The organism is Xanthomonas sp. F1 (genome assembly GCF_014199855.1).
The window spans coordinates 57,079-76,294 of the sequence record NZ_JACHOK010000008.1; the positions used below are offsets into that span (position 1 = coordinate 57,079).

Sequence of the window (19,216 nt, forward strand, 5' to 3'; positions counted from 1 at the left end):
CGCGATCTTCAACCGTTCAAAAGCAGTTGATACAGCAGTGGCACGATGTCCACCGCAGGCCGCTGGTCGTGCGTCACGTTCGAGGCCGCGGTGCAGTTACCGTCCGCCGTGCACGCAGTCACCCGGTACGAATAGGTCCCTGCCGGCCTGGCCAACGAGGTCCAGTTGCCCTGGCTGCCGTCGTACACCGCCGTCCAGGTCACGCCGTCCACGCTCTCTTCCACTACGTAACGGGTCGCACCAGAGACCGGGTTCCAGTTCACGTAGTCCTTGACCGCGACGAGTTGACCCAGCGGCCAGTCGGCTTCAGCGACCAGGCTACCGCTCAACAGGATGTAATCGGTGGACTTGGACTGACGCTGGTTCTTCTGGAACCGCAGTGCCCCGGACTGGTCGTACAGCGAGCCGATGTTGCCGGCGCTCTGCAGCGCCAACGTGCGGCGGCCGTTGCCGTCGTAGCGATAGGTCTCCTTGCCAGTTGCCTGGCGCAGGCGATTGCCGTAGTCGAAGACGAAGGCCTGACCATTCTTGTTGCTGAGGTTGCCTTGCGGGTCGTAGCTCATGCCGATGACCGTGCTGCCGCCGCAGCTGCCGGTCTTGACGTTGGTGAGCTGCCAATTGGCGTCGTAGCAGTAATAGTGATCGCGACCCGGTGCGACGACGTGGGTCAGGTTGTCGAGCACGTCATAGCTGTAGTTCGCGGTGCCGAACATCGGCGACACCGCCGAAGTCAGGCGGTCCAGGCCGTCGTAGGCCATGGTGCGGTTACCGCGCTGATTGCGCCCGGTGGCGCCGTCGCTGATGGCCGCCACATTGCCATTGGCATCGTAGTCATACCCATCGCTGAGGAACGCCGTGCCGCCGTAGGCATCCTGGCTGGTGTCCGGCAACTGCCGCGCGTTCTGCGTCAGGGTGTGGACGATGCCGTTGCCGTAGGTGAATTGCTTGATCGCCCCATTCGGGTAGTAGCTCACGCCGGTGGCATAGCTGCCCGCCTGGGTCGGTTGGCCCAGGGCATTGGGCGCGTAGCCGACCGTCTGTCCCGACGGATAACGATGCGCGGCAAGGGCACCATTCGCATCGTAGGCATAGCCCAGCGCCCAAGTCTCGCCATCGGCCTGGCCCTGGCTCTCCGCGATCAGCAGGCGGCGCTTGTTGTAGGCGTAGCTGTTGTAGGTGGCGACACCGTTGTTGGTGGTGGTGATCTGCTTGACCGCGCCATCCGGCCAATAGCTCCAGGCCTGGTTGCCGTTGCCATCCGGGAAGCTCAGCGACTTGATCCGGTTGCGCACGTCGTAGCTGCGATCGACCCGGCGGCCGGAGGCGAAGGCTGAATCCGCATCGCACGACGTAGTGCTGGGCAACGCCAGGCCCGACGCACTCCAGACCAGATTGCCGGCAGCGTCATAGCCGTTGGCGGTGGCACCGGTCTCCGGTTCCACCGTCTTGCACAGCTGCTGGTAGGTGTCGTAGACGTAGCTGCGGGTCACCGATACGGTGCCGTTGGCGTCGTGGCGGCGGATGGACAGCGGCTTGCCGAAGATGTCGCGGTTGATCTCGGTGGTGGCGCCTTCCGGATGCTGGAACCAGACCGGCGCGTCGTAGCCCGGGCGGTCGAAGACCTGATAGCCGGACAAGGTCTGGTTGCCCCGCGGATTGGTCACGCGCATCTGGCTGGCCGACAGGTACTCGGTCTTCGTCGTCAACAAACCCAGCTCGGAATCCTGGGAGACCGCCGTGGTCCGGCCGAGCGCGTCGTACTGCGTCCAGGTACCGGTCGACAGTTGATCGGACGTGCCGGGGTACGAGGCAAACAGCGTGTGCCCCTGATGGTCATAGGTGAACCGGCTGAACCGCTGGGTGGCGCCCACGTTCGCGGCGTCGTATTCCTGGGTCAACACCGGCCGCCACAGGCCATCGAGGTAGGTGACCTTCCTGGCGTTGCCAGTCGACACGGTGTGCCGCCAGTGCCCGGCAGGCAGACCGAATTCGGTGGCGTTCACCTGCTCGAAGGCCAGCCCCGTCGATGCCCAGGCGACGGTGTCGCCGCTGGGATAGGCGATGCTGGTCAATCGCCCCATGGCATCGTAGCCGTAGCTGGTGGCATAGCCGTTTTCGTCGGTCGCCGAGCTGATCAGGCCGCGGTCGTCGATGACGGCCGTGTCGCTGGTACCGTCCGCATAGGTGATGCCCTGCGGCATGCCACGCTTCCAGCTGCTGAGGCTGGTGGCATTGCCGTTGCCATCGGTGACCTTGGACACTGTGCCGTCGGCGTTGTAGGCGACCGTTTGAATGGTCTTGCCGAATCGCGAGAAGCGTATCGGCAGTGCGGTGGCAGCGTCGTAGGCGTTGGCCGACATCTCCTGGCTGCCGCCAGGCGCCGTCTTGGTCACGGACGCGACTTGACCGATCACCCACCGGGTGTCGTCGTCGTAATACGCTGTGGCCTCGGTGCGGGTATTGAACGCGCTGGAGCGGGTCACGCTGGTCGGGCGCGCGAACACATCGAAGCTGTTCACCGCCATCTGGAAGGTGCCGCCATCCTGGCTGATGGTGGTGCGCTTCAGGGGCCTAAGTCCCGCGATGGACACGTCGTCCTCGTTCGATCCATGGCCAGAACCGACGAAGTTCGGAAACGGCTGATTGGCAACTTCATCGCTGGTGATGTAGTCGTTCACGCTCGTGCTGAGGATATTCACGGTATCCCCGGACGAACTGCTCGTGTACGAACCGGCCTCTACACCCAGGTCCAGCCCTTCGTTCAAGTTGTACCACGCACCGAAGGTGTACCGCTTGAAGTCGTTCTCAGGACCGCGCACCTCGGTCTGCACCGACTTTCTGCACGCGGTCGGTGGCAGGTTCGGCCGCTGGCATGTTTCCGCAAAGGCGAGCGCGCCTGCGCCAATGTCGTAGGTGTACGACCACTGCATCGACGGCAGAGCAGGACCACTGATCGTCTTGCTGACCAGGGTGAAGTTGTCCGAGAAGTTGGGGATGGTCAGATACTGATAGCTGGTACTGGGACCCGCCGCATCCATGAAGCTGTTGCATTGCTTGGGGATGTTGTGGCGGAAATGCCGCTGCACCGAGAACGCATAGGTTGCCGTGGCATTGCTGGGCAGCGTGACGGCATAGGTGAAATTACCGGTCGACATCTCCGGCGCTGGGCAGCGCGGAGGATTTTCGTAGAGCGGCAAGGCAGGCGTCGGTGTAATGATCATGTCGCCACTCTGCACGTAGCGCGACTGCGCATTATCCGGTTGCGTCACCGTCAACGACTTGTCGCCGTACGAATAGCTCCAGTTGCCGATGCTGGACTCGACCGCGGTGATGTTGGCACCGGAGGTTCCGGTGACCCGAATGTAGCGGCCATCGCTGGCGTCGATACGCGACAACTGATCGCCGTTGTAGGTGTAGGTGACCCAATTACCGAAGCGATCCTCGACCCGTGTCGCCAGGAAAAACACCGCCAGGCGCGACATCGACGCGCTTGCGGAGTAGTTACCCATCCGCTTGGAGATGGACGGGTGTGTCTTGCTGACCACCCAGTCGAAGTAGTACTTGTCGCCTTCCGGCGACAGCGCCACGAATCCTTCGCCCGGATATCCGTTCTTGGTGCTCGCCAAGCAGGAGAAACGCCAGAAATCCTTGGTGATCCAGGGATAGCTGGTGCCGTTGTTCGGTGCAGGCAACTGCGTCGACGGGTCCCTGAGCATCTGGCGATCGCCCGAACCCGGAATGTGCAGATTGTTGCCAGACCAATAATCCCGCGCAGGAATGGTGTAGCTCGGTGGCTCTGCGGGCTGACTGCAGCGGCTATTCGGACTGTTGCCGGACACCTGCCAACCGTTCGCGCCGAACACGCCCATCAGGTACGGCACATCGAACGAACCGCCGACACCGAAGCCGTCAAGCTTTCCGCTGCGTCCCGCGCCATCGTCTTCCACGACATGCGTGCGCTGCAGGCGGACCGGCAGCTTGCTGTTGCCGGGGATGTCGATGTCGGTCCAGTTGAACACAACACTGCCGTTCTTGAGACTGACTTGCTCACCGAAGGAGTCGACGCTCAGGCGCCCGATTTCCTGCGATTGCTTGATGCGCTCGACGTACTTCTGGTCGTACCGCAATTCGTCCGCACCGGCGGTCGCCGCATACCCGAGGGCCAACAGCGCCAGGCCTGCACGCAGCCGGAAGAACGTCTGGAACCTATCCATAGAGAAGTCTCAAGAAAGCAGTCGGCAACCAGTGCGAAGGCTGCCGCGCGCGACTGGCGTGCGCGACAGGGACACGGTCGAAATCTGGGTGTGGTGCAGGCCGGCAGTCTCCTGAAACCAGGCGCCGGTATGGGTCGATCGACCGCTAGGGTGGCAATCGCGACGGATTGCGCAACTGTGTGACAGGCAAGCCGGTGCCGACGCGACAATCCATGTTTCCCCCTGGTTTCAACATCGTGCCTGGGGATCACCGCACGCATTCGGCCGGCGCATGGCGCGGCCGAGTGCTGCACATCTGCCGCAGTCTGGATCCCCGGCGGAACTGTGATAGAACGCACCGGAGGCTGTCAAGGAGATTTTGCGGTTGCAGCATGCGACGTGCGCAAACGGCGCACTACTTCTCCTTCCGCCAATTCACCGACCCACGGTTCTCCACCGTGCTCGATTCCACTTCGGCATCAAAGCCGCGGCCCAACAGATATTTCAGCGTCAAGACCGAGCCGCTGCCGATCAGCGACACGCCGTAGCTGACGTAGAGTTTCGGCGAGAGGTATTTGCCGAAGCCCACCACCGAACCGCCGAGGGTGCGCGACTGGCTGACGCCGGCGTCGTCGAAGCCGAGCCTGGCGCCGAGTTGCGAGGCGAGCAGGCCGCTGCCGGCCGATAGCGCGCTGGCCGCGGCGGTGACCTGGTCGGCTTCGGCGCTGCTGGTGTTGCTGAGGCTGCGGCCCAGCACCAGGTAGGACATCGCCTCGGATTGCGACATCGACGGGTCCGACCACACATCCGCATGCGGGGCGGTGGCGCGGCCGGTGACGTCGATGCCGGCGGTGACGTCGCCGACCTGGCGCTGCGCGCGGATGTTGATGCGCGGGTCGGAGACGATGTTGTTGCTCCAGGTGAGCTGGCCGCGGGTGATGGTCAGGTCTTGCCCGTACGCCTTGTACTTGCCGCTGACGTCCAGCCCGCCGGTGGCGGTGGTTTCGCGGCCCGGCCGCGAGCGCACCTGCATGGCGCCGGTCAGCGCGCCCTTGAGGCCGAAGCCGGCCATCTTGACCTGGTCGCCCAGGGTCACCCGCAGGTCCATCTCCAGCGGCGAGGTCGGCGTGGCCTCGGGGTCGGCCGGGTCCAGCACCACCACGTCCTCGGACAACGAGGTGCCGCGGTCCAGCCGCTCCAGGTCGATGTCGGCCGACGGTACGGTGACCTGGCCGCTCAACATCATGGTCTTGTTGGCGATGCCGAACTGCAGGTCTGGATTGGCCACCGCGCGCAGTTCGGCGGTGTTGGACACCAGCACGTTGGTGCCGCGGATGTTCAACTGCAACGGCGTGCTGTCGCCGTACCAGGACAGGCCACCATCGACGTTGAGCGTGCCTTCGCCGGACTTCACCGAGGCGACGATGCGCGCCGAGCCGTCCGGCTGCGCGTCGAAGCGGCCCTTGCCTTCGCTCAGGGTCAGGCCCAGCGCCGGCAGTTCGCCCGTGAAGTTGCTCAGCGTGGCGTCGCCGCCCATCGCCGGCTGCGAGCGGGTGCCGCGCAGGCTGACGTGGCCTTCGACCAGGCCCTTGGGCCGCACCAGATCGGGCGAGAACAGCTCCAGCCAGTACAGCCGCGCCATGTTCATGTAGATCTCGCCGGTCAGCGGCGCATACGCATCCCAGCCGGTGTCGACGGTGGCGTCGACGAAGCCGTCGCCCTGGAAGCCGATGCCGAGCTTGGAGTGGATGTGCTGGGCGCTGAAGTCGGTGACGAAACTGAACTGGTCGTAGCGCAGCAGTTCGCCGCGCGCGTTGTCGCCCAGGCGCAGGCCGCCTTCGCGCGAAGCCAGCCGCAGCGAGCCCTGCCAGGCGTTACCGGCCGGCTTGAAGCTGCCGTCGATGGCCAAGTCGCCGCGCAGATACATCTTGCGACCGTTGCTGGGCGGTAGCCAGGGCTGCACCAGCGCCAGCGGCAAGGCGTCGCCACGCAGGGTCAGGCCCTGCTTCGGCCAGTCGGCGGACACGCACAACGCACCTCCGCTGCCCGGGGCCAGGCAACTTTCGGACAGGCTGAAGGCGCTGCCGGCCACGCTGAAATTGGCCGCCTGCCGCAACTGCCACGGCTCGCCCTTGGCCGGGGCGATGCGCAGCGTGTTCAAGGCGCCCTGCCAGCGCGCGCCGTCGCGACGCACCTGCCCAGCCAGAGCCAATGCGCCCATGTCGTTCTGGGTCTTGGCGTCGAGTTGCAGGTTTTCGACCGCACCGCGCGCATCCACGCTCAGCGTCTGCAGCAGCACGCCGGCATTGATGGCGCTGCCGCGCAGGGCGAGTTCACCGCCGTTGCCGCGCCACGGCAGGCGCCCGCGCAGGCTGACGCTGTCGGCGCTGTAGCTGTCCCACTTCAGGCCGCTGCCGGTGAGGTCGGCGGTGAGGTCGGGGGCGTCGCGGCGGCCCTTGATCTGCACGCTGCCGCGCAGGCTGCCGGCGCCGCCGGGCAGCAGGTCGGCCAGTTGCAGCGGTTGCAGCTGCGCGTCCACGTCGAGCTGGTCGCCGACCTTGCCCTGCGCCTGCAGGCGGCTGTCGCCCAGGCTCAGTTGCAGCTTGCCCTCGCCCTGGCTGCCCTGCAGCGCGAGCTTGGCGTTGGCGTCGAGCGGGCGACTGCGCAGGCGTCCGTTCAAGCGCGGGATGTCGAGCGTGGCCTGGTAGCCGGCGGCGCTGCCGTCCGGCCGCGCCGGCAACTGCTTGCCCTGCGAGGCGAAATTGCCCGACAGCTTGCCGTCCCAGCCCGGCGCGAAGTAGCCCGGGTCGAACCCGGCCAGCGTGCCTTGCACGTCCCAGTTCAATTCCGGTACCCAGGCCACGTTGCCGCCCAGGTCGAGGGTGCCGCTGGGCATGGTCGCGCGCACCTGCTTCAGCTGCGCCTGGCGATCGTCGCCGCGCACGTCCAGTTGCAACTTGGCGCTGTCCTTGCCGCGGGCGACGGTGGCCTCGCCGTAGGTGGCCCATTGCTTCAGCGTGCCGGCCACGCCCAGATTGGCCTCGACCAGCTTGATCGGCACCGCCGGCGCGTCCGGGGTGGACGGATCGGGCGCGGTAGCGAAGCTCATGCCGCTGGCGTTGACCGCGAAGCGCAGCTGCGTGTTATTCGGGTCGCGCAGATCGGCGGTGCCGCGCAGGCGCAGTTGCCCGTCGAATGCGCGCAGCTGCAGCGGGGCGACGGTGAGCACCTGGTTGTCCAGGCTCAGGTGCGAGGGATCGAGCACGAGCTTCTGCCCGTCGCGCGACAGCTCGCCCTGCAGATCGGCGTTGCCGCCCTTGCCGTTCGCACGCAGGTCGAAGGCCAGCGGCACGGACGCCGGCGCGTCGTCGGCCGGCGGTACCAGCAGCGACGGATCCAGCGCCTTGCTGCTGGCGGCGAACTCCCACACCGGATCGGTGCGGCCGGTGAGCACCAGGGTGGCGCGCAGCGGCGCCGGTGCGTTGCCGGCGATGGCCACTTCCATCTTGTCCAGATCGCCGCGTGCGACCAGGCCCAGGCGCGCCGGGGTGCGCCCGCGCGCGGCCGGCAGCACCGCGCTGGCGGTGAGGTCGGCTTTGTAGTCCTGGCCCGGGAGGTAATCGCCATTGACGCGGAAATCGCCGCGGTCGCTGTTCACCACCACCTGGGTGGCGCGGAACTCGCCGTTGGCCACTTCCACGCCGCCGCGCAGCGTGCGGATGTCGATCATCGGCTGCTGCGCCTGGGTGATGCGCAGGCCATCGATGGCGATGCGGTCTGCCTGCAGCGCAAGCGGCACTTCGATCTGCGGCAACGATTGCGGCCAGCGCGGCAGTTCGAACGGTTCGTCGCTCTTGGCCAGGTTGAGCGTGGCGTTGGTCAGCTCCAGCGCATCCAGTTGCAGCTTGCGCCCGAGCAATGGGCGGATGTCCGGATCCAGGTAGGCGCGCTCGGCGGTGAAGTGGATCTCGTTGTAGCGGAAATCCAGGTTGTGCAGGATCAACGGGCCGGCCAGTGGCCCTTCGGCGCGCTCCCAGGTCAGGGTCGAACCGGCCGGCAGCCGTGCGACCACCTGCGCCAGCAGCACGTCGCGCCCGGCCACGGTCTGCAGCAGCCAGTACAGCGCGATCGCCGCCAGCAACACCAGGCCGGCAATGGTCAGCGCCGAGCCCCACCAGAAGCGCTTGCGCCGGTAGAAACGCGGGCGCCGCGGTGGCGGCGGCGCGGCGGGCGACGTCGGCTCCAGCGGCGCGCTCACAGATTGGCTCCGATGTTGAGATAGAGCTGGAACTGCGAGTCCGGATCGTTCAAGCCATGGGCGATGTCCACCCGCACCGGGCCGACCGGCGAGCGCCAGCGCAGGCCGAAGCCGACGCCGGTGTGCCAGTCCGGGGTGTCGTCGAAGGCACTGCCGCTGTCGACGAACACCGCGCCGCCCCATGGCCCGCCCTTGAAGTAGTGCTCGTACTCGGCGCTGCCGGTGAGCACGTGCTTGGCGCCGAGCGCGAAGCGATCCGGCCGCGGCGTGCGCGGGCCGACCTCGCGGAACGCATAGCCACGGATGCTGTTGTCGCCGCCGGCGAAGAAACGCAGGCTCGGCGGCATCGCCACCAATGCGTCGGTCCAGGTGCTGCCGGCTTCGCCGCGCAGGATCAGGCGGTCGTTGTCGCCGATGCCGTGGAACCAGTTCACCCGCATGTGCGCCTGCACGAAGCTGGCATCCGAGCCCGCGCCCTCGGCGCCGCCGCGCAGGCTGATGTTGCCGCTGAAGCCCTTGCGCGGGAACACCTTGTCGTCGACGCCGACGTAGTCGGCTTCGATCTGCGGATAGAACAGCGTCGAGGTCTGGTACAGCGCGCCGTCGAAGACCTCGTCGGTGGCGTAGCGCCAGCGCTCGCGCAGCGCGTTGATCGAGGCGATGGCGGTCCAGTGCTCGTTGATCTGCCCGCTGCGGCTGCCGGTGAGCTTGACGTTGCGCAGGTCGATGTAATCGGTCTGCTCGTCGTAGACGCGCAGCGAGGTGGTGTACCAGCCGTCGAGCCAGCGGAACGCCGGGATCCGGTAGCTGGTGATGAAGCTCTTGCGCTTCTGCGCGTAGTCCAGCTGCGTGCTGAGCTTGTGCCCGCGCGCGTTGACATAGCGGCGGTCCACGCCCAGGCGCACGCCGGCGCCGCTCTCGCTGCCGTAGCTGAGGCCGGCGGTGTAGATGCTGCGCTTGGCGCGGGTGAGGTTGACGTCCACCGGCACGTCGCCGTCGGCGTCGGCCTCTTCCGGCTTGGGCTGGATGTCGATCACGCTGAAATAGTCGAGCTTGACCAGCGACTCGCGCAGGCGGTCGAGCTTGCCCTCGTGGTAGTAGCTGCCTTCCTTCCAGTACACCAGCGGATCGAACAGCTTCTGGTTGAAGTAGTCCTGGTGAAAGCGGATCGGGCCCATGTTGTAGCGGCGGCCGCTGTCCCAGCTCAGGTCGATGTCGGCGGCGTGGTCGGCGCGGGTCACCTCCACCTTGCGCTGGGTGAAGTCGGCATCGAAGTAGCCGCGCTCGGCCAGGCGCCGGGTGATGGTGACCTTGCTGGTCTCGTAGACGCTGCTGACGAAGATATCGCCCTTGCGCGGGCGGAAGTTCTTCAGGTCGTCGCCCAGGTAGCGGTCGTCCTCGGCCGGGCCGGTGATGCCCACATGGAAATTGCGCACCCGGATCGGCTCGCCCTTGTCCACGTGCACCACCACGGTCACTTTGTCGTCCTGGCGCGGCGCCTCGACGGTGATGGTGGGGGTGAAGTAGCCGAACGGCTCCAGCGCTTCCCGGGTCTGCCGCTGGGCTTGGCTCAACAGGTATTCCAGACGCGACTCGCCCTGGTCCTTGCCGATGGCGTCGTACAGCGACAGCGAGACCTGGATGTTCTCGATCATCGCCGCGTCGTCGTCCTTGTTCAGGCCCTGGATCTGTACCTTTTCGATGACGCCGCGGGCCTCGGCGAGGCCGGCCAGGGAGAGCAGGGACAGGACGGTGGCGAGACGGGGGATGGGTCGCATGGGCGTCAGAATACCGACACCCCATGTGAAGCTGTTAACTAGACGTTTTTTACATGTGACCGGGATGTCGGGTGCGGCGGCCTCTGCGCGGGGTATCTCGTGCTTCCCGGACTCACGACATTGGAGCGTCTACGCCAGGAACCGCGCTGCGCCTGCGCCCTTGCCAAGCCGGGGCGGCGGCGCCACGCTGTCGCACCAACTCGCCGGAGCGCCGCATGTCCATCGTGATCGAGACCGCGCGCCTCGTGCTACGCCGGCTGGCCCCCGAGCGCGACGCCGCGCCGATGCTGGCCCTGCTCAACGACCCCGGCTTCCTGGCGCACATCGGCGACCGCGGCGTGCGCGACGAAGCGCAGGCCAGCCGCTACCTCACCGACGGCTCGGTGCACAGCTACGCCAAGCACGGCTTCGGCCTGTATGCGGTGGAGCGGCGCGACGACGGCACCTGGCTCGGCGTGGCCGGACTGGTGCTGCGGCCCACCTTGCCTGCCCCCGATCTGGGTTACGCCCTGCTGCAGCCCTATGCGGGCCAGGGCTACGCCAGCGAGGCGGCGCGCGCGGTGCTGGAGTATGCGCGCACCGTGCTGGCGCTGCCGCGCGTCTACGCCATTGTGGCACCGGGCAATGCGCGCTCGCTGCGGCTGCTCGCCGCACTGGGCTTTGTCGCCCAGGGGCGGGTGCGCCTGAATCCTGAGGCGGCCGAGGTCGAACTGTATCGTTGCGAGCTGGATGCGCCCGAGGAGCACGCCTGAGCATGGACACCCTGCACACATTGCGGCTGTTCGCCAACTACAGCCAATGGATGAACCAGCGTCTCTACGCCGCGGCCGCGACCCTGCCGGACACCGCGATCGCCGAGCCCCGCGGCGCCTTCTTCGGGTCGCTATTGGGCACGCTCAACCACCTGGTGGTGGCCGACACGATCTGGCTGCAGCGCTTCGCCCAGCATCCGGCGCGGCACCCGGCGCTGCAGGCCATCGCCGCCACGCCAGTCCCCGCCGCCCTGGATGCGCCGCAGGCCGATTGCCTGGCGGACCTGCGGATGCAGCGCGAATCCCTGGATGCGACGATCGCCGAGTGGATCTCGCAACTGCATGCCGACGATCTGGACGTGGCGCTGCGCTATCGCAACACCCGCGGTGAATCACATGGGCGGCGCTTCGGCGACCTGCTGCTGCATTTCTTCAACCACCAGACCCACCACCGCGGCCAGGCCACCACCCTGCTCAGCCAGGCGGGTGCCGATGTCGGCGTGACCGATATGCTGGCGGTGATTCCGCAGGTGGAGATCGGGTGATCCGGTGATCGCGGTGCCCTGCGCTTGGTGAGCGCCTTGATGTTTAGGGCACCTGTAGTAACGCGCCTTTGCCGCGGTTTTGCAGGGGGTCTGTCATCGCGCTTGTAGGAGCGGCTTCAGCCGCGACAGACGATCCAGGTGATGCGCGTCGCGGCTGAAGCCGCTCCTACAAGTGAGCGTTCGTAGTTAAGGGGAGGCTCTCTTTAGAGCCACGTCAGCGCTGCATCACTCGGACGCAAGCTGCGCCTGCAACTGCGCAACGCTCTCGCGCAGCTCCGCCACTTCGGCCTCCAGCGCCTGCACCCGGCTTTCCAATTCGTCATGCCCCGACGCCGTCGGCCGTGTCTTGAACGTGGCCGCCAACGCCTCCGCATCCACCGGACCGGCGAGCAAGTGCATGTAACGGTCCTCGCGCTGCCCACTGGCACGCGGCAACTGCAGCGCCAACTGGCGCTGCGCCAGCCGTTCCAACTGATGACGCACGTCGTCCGCATCGGCGAAGCGCGCCATGCGCTCGGCACGCGTCAGCAACTCATTGGCCGTCTGCGGGCCGCGCAACAGCAGCAGGCCGAGCAAGGCCACCTGTTGCTGGGTCAGATCCAATGCCGCGGCCAACCGATGCTCGTAGCGCTCGGCGCGCGAAGAGAACTGCTGCCGTACCAACCCGCGCCCCTCCAGTTGCCGCAGCGCATGCTGGACATCGCCCGGACTCAACGCCATCACCGGCTCGCGCGAGGTCTTCTGATTGGCGGCCACCACCGTCGCATTGACCGTGAGCGGATACGCATCCGGCGTGGTCGCCTCCTTCTCGATCAGGCAGCCGAGGGCGCGGGCTTCGATGGCGGAGAGGACGGGGACGGCAGTGTCGGTCATCGTGCGGGCTTCTGGCGTACGTGAGGCAAAGCATACTGCTGGAGCGTTGCGGTTCGGTATCGGTGATGAATGGACATCGCAATCGCACAATGCTGTTTGTGGCGCCATACGGATGTCACGAATTCCCGAAGGAAAGCGACGGGAGTCTGTGCATGGTGAGCGAGAACGCCTGCCGCCGGCGCGTCGTGCGCCACTGTCATCGCAACCGGCTAAAATCCGCGGTTCATTTGCCTAGGTTGCCACGCCCGATGACGCCGATCGCCCGCACCGCACTGGCCTGCGCCGTGCTCGCCCTGTCCGCCTGCAAGCCGCAGGCGCAGGTCGCCGACCCTGCCGCCAAGCCGGCCGCCACCGCAGCCGCCACCACGCCAGCAGTTGCCACGCCGGGTGCGGCCGACGACAACCTCAACGCGGTGCTGTGGATGCAGCGCTCGGCCGAGTACCAGGCCCTGGCCGAGCAGACCTATCGCGCCGCCGCCGACCGCCTGGATGCGGCGCTGAAGGAACCGAACTGGGACGCGCTGGTGCCGGAGGAGCGTGGCAACGCCGCCACCGGGTTGAAGCCGGCGGTGGTGATGGACGTGGACGAAACCGTGCTGGACAACTCGCCGTACCAGGCGCGGCTGATCCGCAACGGCAAGGAATACGACGAGGTCACCTGGGACCAGTGGGTGGCCGAGAAGAAGGCCAAACCGGTCCCCGGCGTGGTCGATTTCGCCAAGGTCGCCACCGCCAAGGGCATCACCGTGCTGTACGTGACCAATCGCGCCGTGCACCTGACCGACGCGACCCTGGCCAACCTGCGCAGCGCCGGCCTGCCAGTGGCCGACAACAGCGTGCTGCTGGGCCTGGGCACGGTGGTCAAGGATTGCGAGCAGAACGGCTCGGAGAAGAACTGCCGGCGCAAGCTGGTCGGCCAGCAGTACCGCGTGCTGATGCAGTTCGGCGACCAGCTCGGCGACTTCGCGCAGGTGGTGGCCAACACCCCGGAAGGCCGCGCGCAGTTGCTGCAGCAGTACCACGACTGGTTCGGCGAGCGCTGGTGGATGTTGCCCAACCCCAGCTACGGGTCCTGGGAGCCGGCGCTGTTCAACAACGACTTCACCCAGTCGCGCGCCGCGCGCCACCAGGCCAAGGTGCAGGCGTTGGAGCTGGCGCAGTGAGCCGCGCGCCGCTGGCGCTGGCGCCGCACGAGCGCCTGATCTTCGCCCTCGACGTGCCCGGACGCAGCGAGGCGCTGGAGTGGATCGAGCGGCTCGGCGATGCGGTGGCGTTCTACAAGATCGGCATGGAACTGCTGGCTTCCGGCGAGTACTTCGACGTGCTGGACACGCTGGCCGGGCGCGGCAAGCGCGTGTTCGTGGACCTGAAGTTCTTCGACATCCCGGCCACGGTGGGCGGGGTGATCCGGCGACTGTCGCAGTGGCCGGTGGACTACTGCACCATCCACGGCTGGCACCCGGCGATGATGCAGGCCGCGGCCGAGGCCAACGGCAGCGACATGCGCCTGCTGGCGGTGACCGTGCTGACCTCGATGGGCCGCGCCGACCTGGCGTCGATGGGCATCGACCGCGCGCCTGAGGACGTCGTGGTGGAGCGCGCGCTGGCCGCGCAGGCGGCCGGCATCGACGGGGTGATCGCCTCCGGCCAGGAAGCGGCGCCGATCCGCCGCGCCACCGGCGCCGGCTTCTCCATCGTCTGCCCCGGCATTCGCCCGGGCGGCCCGGTCGGCGACGACCAGCAGCGCACGGTGGGCGTGGCCCAGGCCTTTACCGACGGCGCCGATGCGATCGTGGTCGGCCGGCCGATCCGCCAGGCTGCCGACCCGCGTGCAGCGGCCGAGGCGATCCAGCGGGAGATCGCGGCGACGCTGGCTGGCGGCGCTCGCTGATTTCAAATCAATGACTTAACCAATAAATCCTAAAGCATTGCTTTAGCTTCGGCATGCCGGTAGCATGCCCAGCGTCCGGCTCTGCCGGAGATGTGCCATACCGTTCTCCGGCTTCGGTCGGATTTGAAGAGGCCCGCGCCTGGTGCGCGTGGCCTCTTTTTTTGTGCCCACGTTTGGTGGCCGCGTGGCGCGCTCAGGCGGGCCGCGCCGCGCAGTAGCGGTCGATGAAGGCCTGGTGCGGCGGCATCGCATCGGCACAGTGGCCGATGGTCTGCTCGACGCTGGCCATGAAGCGCTCCAGATCGGCCTGCGGCACCTGATCCACCAGCGGGTGGTAGGCGCGCGGCAGGATGCCCTGCCCGACCATCACCTGCACCCAGCTGATCTCGGCGAACATCTCATCGCCGTTGCGGTAGAAGCGGCCGCTGTCGCGGAACAGGTCCAGCGTCTCCTGCAGTTCCGGCGTGATCGGCATGTTGCGGCAGTGCCGCCAGAACGCGCTGTCGTCGCGCTCGGTGGCGTGGTAGTGCAGCAGCAGGAAATCGCGGATGCGGTCGAACTCGAAGGCGATGCGCTCGTTGTAGCGCCGCACCAGCACCGGGCTGATGCCCTCGCGCGGGAACAGTTCCAGCAGCTTGGAGATGCCGGACTGCACCAAGTGGATGCTGGTCGATTCCAGCGGCTCCATGAAGCCGCTGGCCAGGCCCAGCGCGATCACGTTGCGGTTCCACACCTGCTTGCGGCGGCCGGTGACGAAGCGCAGCGGCCGCGGATCGGCCAGGGCCGGGCCGTCGAGGTTGGCCAGCAGCGTCGCGGCGGCCTCGTCGTCGCTGATGTGCGAACTGCAGTACACGTAGCCGTTGCCGGTGCGGTGCTGCAGCGGGATGCGCCACTGCCAGCCGGCCGCACGCGCGGTGGCGCGGGTGTACGGCGTGGGCGGGCCGACCTTGGCGCAGGGCACCGCCAGCGCGCGGTCGCAGGGCAGCCAGTGGCTGAAATCGTGGTAGCCGGTGTGCAGCGCCTGCTCGATCAGCAGGCCGCGGAAGCCGGAGCAATCGATGAACAGGTCGCCGGCGATCGCCTCGCCCGAGGCCAGACGCACTGCGCGCACGTCGCCCGATTCCGGATGCAGCTGCACCTCCTCGACGATGCCCTCGCGCCGGGTCACCCCGCGCTGTTCGGCGTAGCCGCGCAGGAATCCCGCGTACAGCGCCGCATCGAAATGGTAGGCGTAGGCGATGTTGGCCAGCGGCGAATTCGGCGGCACGTCGGTGGCCGAGGTCATGAACCGGTCGCGCTTGGCGGCGACGGTGTTGAGCGTATAGGCGCCCAGCGGCCTGGCCTTGCCGGCCAGCGCCTGCTTGAACCAGTACTGCTGGAACGGCAGCAGCCCGAGCGGATGTCCGATCTCGGTACCGAAGCCGTGCACGTAGGACGTGCCCGGGCGCTGCCAGTCGGCGAACTCGATGCCGAGCTTGAAGCTGCCCTGGGTGTGGCGTACGAATTCGGCCTCGTTGATGCCGAGCAGGTTGTTGAAGGCCTTGATGTGCGGCACGGTGGCCTCGCCGACGCCGACGATGCCGATCTGCTCGGACTCGATCAAGGTGATGCGGTACTCGGAGCCCAGCACACGTGCCAGCGCGGCAGCGGCCATCCAGCCGGCAGTACCGCCGCCGACGATGACCAGATTGCGAAGAGGGGCGGCGATCATGCGTGCATGGTCCTGTACCGAAGAAAGGGGCGACCGCAAACGCGGACGGGGCCACGCGGCCCCGTCCGTTGAAACCCCACGCGCGCCGGTCGGGCACGCGCGTGGGTCATGCAGTGGATCAGAACTTGGCGCCGATCTCGAAGGTCACGGTGCGCGGGACGTAGTTGATGTCGCCAGTGGTGTTCAAGCCGACATAACTCGTATCCAGGCGTCCGCCGGTACCGAAGTAATTGCCGGTGCCGTCGGGACCGCCGTAGATGTAGCTCGAGTAGTTCTTGAAGTTGAACGCGTTGAGCAGGTTCACGCGTGCCGTCAACTTGAAGTCGTTGTACACGGTGAAGTCCTTCGTCGCCTGGAAGTCGACCGTGCGGTAGCCCCAGATCTTGCCGCCGACCAGGAACTTGCCGCTGCCAGGAGGAACGAAGCCGATCTGCTGGCACGTCGCCCCATCGGGATCGGTCTTGCCGTAGCACGCGATGGTGTTGACCGGCTCGGGCGTGGCCAGTACCAGCTTGGCGCCGAAGGTCAGGCCCCACGGACCGTCGATCGAGCCGGAGGCGACGAAACGGTGCGCCGACACCGCATCGGACTTCACGAACGGATAGTCGTGGATGGTCGCCTTGTCGAACGAGTACGGCTCGTCGATGTTGCGGTTCTGACGCGCACTGGTGTGGGTGTACGACAGGGTCAGGCCCCAGCCCGATTCCTTGGTGTACGGCTTGTCGGCCGACAGCAGCACCTGGCTGCTGCGCTGCTCGAGGCCGTTCATGCCCAGGATCGTGTTCTGGTAGCCCGGCACCGGCTGACCCCACGGCGCGTTGCCGTCCTGGAAGTACGCGCCATTCGGATAGCGGTTGATCAGCGACATGGCGAAACCGTCATAGCTGAGGATGCGCTGGAAGGTCACGTCGGTCTGCCAGTCGCCGACCTGATTGGTGATGCCGAGGCTGTACTGGTCGCTGTACGGCGTCTTCAGGTGGTTGTTGAACATGAACAGCTCGGCGCTGCCGCTGACGCCGGGGATCGTGTTCAACTGATCCACGCCATTGAGGTAGCGCGGATCCCACGCGGTGCAGACGCGGTCGGCGCGATAGCACTGACCGGTGGCCGGATTCTGGAAGTACACCGCGACCGGCGACAGCGCGGCCTTGCTGGTTTCCAGCGCCAGCTGTTCGAACAGGTTGCGATCGTAGGAGCGGCCGGCACCACCGTGCAGCACCGAGCTCTCGTCGCCGAAGAAGTCGTAGGAGAAGCCCAGGCGCGGTGCCCAGCCATCCTTGAAGTTCTTGCGGTTGCGGCCGGTGCTGATGTAGTCGGCGACATTGATGCCGCTGGGCAGCAGGCGGTTGGCCCAGGGCTGGCCCGGGTTGGCCGGATCGTTGGCGTACAGCGCGTTGACAAAGGCCTGCGAGGTGACGAAGTCGGTGTAGGCCGGGCTGTCCTCGTAGTCCCAGCGCACGCCGACGTTGATCATCAGCTTGTCGGTCGCCGCCCAGTCGTCCTGGATGTAGATGCCGTATTGCTTGGAGGGCGACTCCACCGTGGCCTTCTGGCCCGGCGTGCTGTACGGCGCGACGTAGTCCACGCGGTACGGTGTCGCCGCCACGCCGTTGTTGTTGACCGCATAGCTGAACTGCGGGTTGAGCGCAGCGGCATCCTGCGAGGTCAGCTTGATGTCCTTGTAGCTGACGCCCATCTTGATGGTGTGCTCGCCGTGCCACTGGAAGCTGGTGAAGGTCAGGTCGTTCTGCAGGAACCAGCCCTTCTGACTCTTGCGCTGCACGTTCAGGCCGCCGGCGGAGCCGGTTTCCAGGAAGGTGTACTCATCCACGTCCGTGGTGGAGCCAGGGCGCGGTGCCAAGTACTTGTAGACGATGCCATTGCCGATGCTCTTCGGATTCGGATTGTTCTCCGAATCTTCGGTGCCGACGATCAACTCGTTGAACCAATTGTCGGCGCTGTGCTGCCAACGGATATTGGCACGCTTGTCCTTGTTGATCTTGTCGGTGCCGTGATCCGGCGCACTGGTACCGCCGACATTGCCGGTCTGGGTCTCGTCGCGGTACTGGCCGCTCAGTTCGATGCGGTCGCGATCGGTCGGCTCGAAATCGATCTTGCCGAAGTACAGATCCTCGCTGAACGGCATGTTGGCTGCGCCGAACTGATTGGAGATGTTCGACGGCAGCAGGCCGATGTAAGGCTGCGCGTTGGCGTCGGCCTGCACGCTCTTGGGCACCACGTTCTCCTTGCCCTCGTAGGCGACGAAGAAGTGCATGCGATCCTGGATGATCGGGCCGCCCAGGGCGAAGCCGTACTCCTTGGTCTGCGAATCAATCTTGCCGTTCTTTTCCTCGTCAGGACGCTTGTCGCGCAAATCCTGGTCGGTGTAGCGATAGAACGCCTCACCGTGGAACTCGTTGGTGCCGGACTTGGTGGCCGCGGTGATCGCCGCGCCGCTGATCTGGCCGTACTCCGCCTTGTAGTTGGAGGTGATGACCTTGTACTCGCCGATCGCCAGCTGCGGGAACGGGTTGCCCTGGGTGTCGCTCTGGCCGGCGATACCGCCGCCCTTGACGTAGCTCTTCTGGCCGACGCCGTCGATGTACAGGTTGCCGGCGCTGGCATTGGACGCACCGCCGCGCAGCTTGGTGTTTCCGTTGCCATCGACCTGGAACACCATGCCCGGCACGGTGTCGGCGAATTCCAGGAAGTTGCGCGTCGCCTGCGGCAGCTGCTGGATCTGGTGCAGCGACACCACGTTGCCCACTTCCGAGGTCTTGACGTCCTTCAGCAGCGGCGCGCTGACGGTGACGGTATCCAGCGTGGTCGCGTTGCCGCCGGCGGCGGTGGTCCCGGCGTCGAGATCGACGGTGGACGAGGACGCCACCTGCAGGGTCACGGTCTTGGTGACGCCGTTGGCCTCGACCTTGTAAGTGCCCGGCTGCAGGCCGACCACGGTATAGCTGCCGTTGGCGGCGACCGGCGCGCGGCGCACCGAGCCGGTGGCGATGTTGGTGACGGTGACCTCGGTGCCGGCCTGGGCGGCGGCGACCTGACCACGCAGCGTGGCGTTGCTGGACTGGGCCATCGCCGGCATCGTGGCGAACAGGCAGGTGGCCAGCGCGCAGCACAGCAGGCTGCGTGCGGGCAGGTTGGAGGCGGAACGCGGTTTCTTCATGACAAAAGCCCTCCCAGGGCGGTAAACGGGATCATTG

10 protein-coding genes are annotated in these 19,216 nt (G+C 66.6%); 4 read left to right on the forward strand and 6 right to left on the reverse strand.

What is annotated here, in order from left to right; translation table 11 throughout:
* Window positions 1-8: 8 nt before the first annotated feature.
* The 3 genes from GGR71_RS21165 to GGR71_RS16340 form a co-directional block, all read right to left on the reverse strand.
* Window positions 9-4,214, reverse strand: coding sequence for an RHS repeat domain-containing protein (locus GGR71_RS21165; protein WP_237474384.1), 4,206 nt, complete (start codon window positions 4,212-4,214; stop codon window positions 9-11).
* 394 nt (window positions 4,215-4,608) lie between these two features.
* On the reverse strand, window positions 4,609-8,451 hold the full coding sequence (locus tag GGR71_RS16335; RefSeq protein ID WP_160960483.1) for a translocation/assembly module TamB domain-containing protein: 3,843 nt from the start codon (window positions 8,449-8,451) through the stop codon (window positions 4,609-4,611).
* Window positions 8,448-10,229 carry an autotransporter assembly complex protein TamA gene (locus GGR71_RS16340; RefSeq protein ID WP_160960480.1) on the reverse strand — a complete coding sequence of 594 codons (1,782 nt, stop codon included), beginning with the start codon at window positions 10,227-10,229 and terminating at the stop codon, window positions 8,448-8,450. The genes GGR71_RS16335 and GGR71_RS16340 overlap by 4 nt, the downstream gene beginning before the upstream one ends.
* Window positions 10,230-10,444: 215 nt before the next feature.
* On the opposite strand from GGR71_RS16340, the gene GGR71_RS16345 reads away from it, so the two are divergent.
* Together GGR71_RS16345 and GGR71_RS16350 are read left to right on the forward strand one after the other, a co-directional pair.
* Window positions 10,445-10,981 carry a GNAT family N-acetyltransferase gene (locus GGR71_RS16345; RefSeq protein WP_160960477.1) on the forward strand — a complete coding sequence of 179 codons (537 nt, stop codon included), beginning with the start codon at window positions 10,445-10,447 and terminating at the stop codon, window positions 10,979-10,981.
* Window positions 10,982-10,983: 2 nt separating this feature from the next.
* Window positions 10,984-11,526, forward strand: coding sequence for a DinB family protein (locus tag GGR71_RS16350; RefSeq protein ID WP_160960474.1), 543 nt, complete (start codon window positions 10,984-10,986; stop codon window positions 11,524-11,526).
* A gap of 225 nt (window positions 11,527-11,751) precedes the next feature.
* On the opposite strand, the gene GGR71_RS16355 is transcribed toward GGR71_RS16350, so the two are convergent.
* Entirely contained in the window at window positions 11,752-12,399 is a 648-nt protein-coding gene (locus GGR71_RS16355) for a YceH family protein (protein ID WP_160960471.1), read from the reverse strand.
* Between the two features lie 248 nt (window positions 12,400-12,647).
* On the opposite strand from GGR71_RS16355, the gene GGR71_RS16360 reads away from it, so the two are divergent.
* Both GGR71_RS16360 and pyrF read left to right on the forward strand, forming a co-directional pair.
* Window positions 12,648-13,562: a 5'-nucleotidase, lipoprotein e(P4) family gene (locus GGR71_RS16360; protein WP_160960468.1), complete on the forward strand. Its 915-nt coding sequence runs from the start codon at window positions 12,648-12,650 to the stop codon at window positions 13,560-13,562.
* A complete protein-coding gene (gene pyrF, locus GGR71_RS16365; protein WP_160960466.1) occupies window positions 13,559-14,290 on the forward strand; it encodes an orotidine-5'-phosphate decarboxylase in 732 nt (243 codons plus the stop codon). Before GGR71_RS16360 ends, pyrF begins: the two co-directional genes overlap by 4 nt.
* A 193-nt stretch (window positions 14,291-14,483) precedes the next feature.
* Here the strand turns inward: pyrF and GGR71_RS16370 are convergent, their stop codons facing one another.
* Together GGR71_RS16370 and GGR71_RS16375 are read right to left on the reverse strand one after the other, a co-directional pair.
* Window positions 14,484-16,001 (reverse strand): tryptophan halogenase family protein, encoded by a 1,518-nt coding sequence (locus GGR71_RS16370; protein WP_160960463.1) that lies wholly within the window; start codon window positions 15,999-16,001, stop codon window positions 14,484-14,486.
* A gap of 118 nt (window positions 16,002-16,119) precedes the next feature.
* Window positions 16,120-19,179, reverse strand: a complete 3,060-nt coding sequence (locus GGR71_RS16375) for a TonB-dependent receptor (RefSeq protein WP_160960460.1) — start codon at window positions 19,177-19,179, stop codon at window positions 16,120-16,122.
* Window positions 19,180-19,216 lie beyond the last annotated feature (37 nt).

What these genes read in the sequence shown, in the direction of transcription:
- GGR71_RS21165 (WP_237474384.1), bottom strand. Translation starts at nt 4,214, where the DNA reads ATGGATAGGTTCCAGACGTTCTTCCGGCTGCGTGCAGGCCTGGCGCTG.
- GGR71_RS16350 (WP_160960474.1), top strand. Translation starts at nt 10,984, where the DNA reads ATGGACACCCTGCACACATTGCGGCTGTTCGCCAACTACAGCCAATGG.
- GGR71_RS16360 (WP_160960468.1), top strand. Translation starts at nt 12,648, where the DNA reads ATGACGCCGATCGCCCGCACCGCACTGGCCTGCGCCGTGCTCGCCCTG.
- GGR71_RS16370 (WP_160960463.1), bottom strand. Translation starts at nt 16,001, where the DNA reads ATGATCGCCGCCCCTCTTCGCAATCTGGTCATCGTCGGCGGCGGTACT.
- GGR71_RS16355 (WP_160960471.1), bottom strand. Translation starts at nt 12,399, where the DNA reads ATGACCGACACTGCCGTCCCCGTCCTCTCCGCCATCGAAGCCCGCGCC.
- GGR71_RS16340 (WP_160960480.1), bottom strand. Translation starts at nt 10,229, where the DNA reads ATGCGACCCATCCCCCGTCTCGCCACCGTCCTGTCCCTGCTCTCCCTG.
- GGR71_RS16345 (WP_160960477.1), top strand. Translation starts at nt 10,445, where the DNA reads ATGTCCATCGTGATCGAGACCGCGCGCCTCGTGCTACGCCGGCTGGCC.
- GGR71_RS16375 (WP_160960460.1), bottom strand. Translation starts at nt 19,179, where the DNA reads ATGAAGAAACCGCGTTCCGCCTCCAACCTGCCCGCACGCAGCCTGCTG.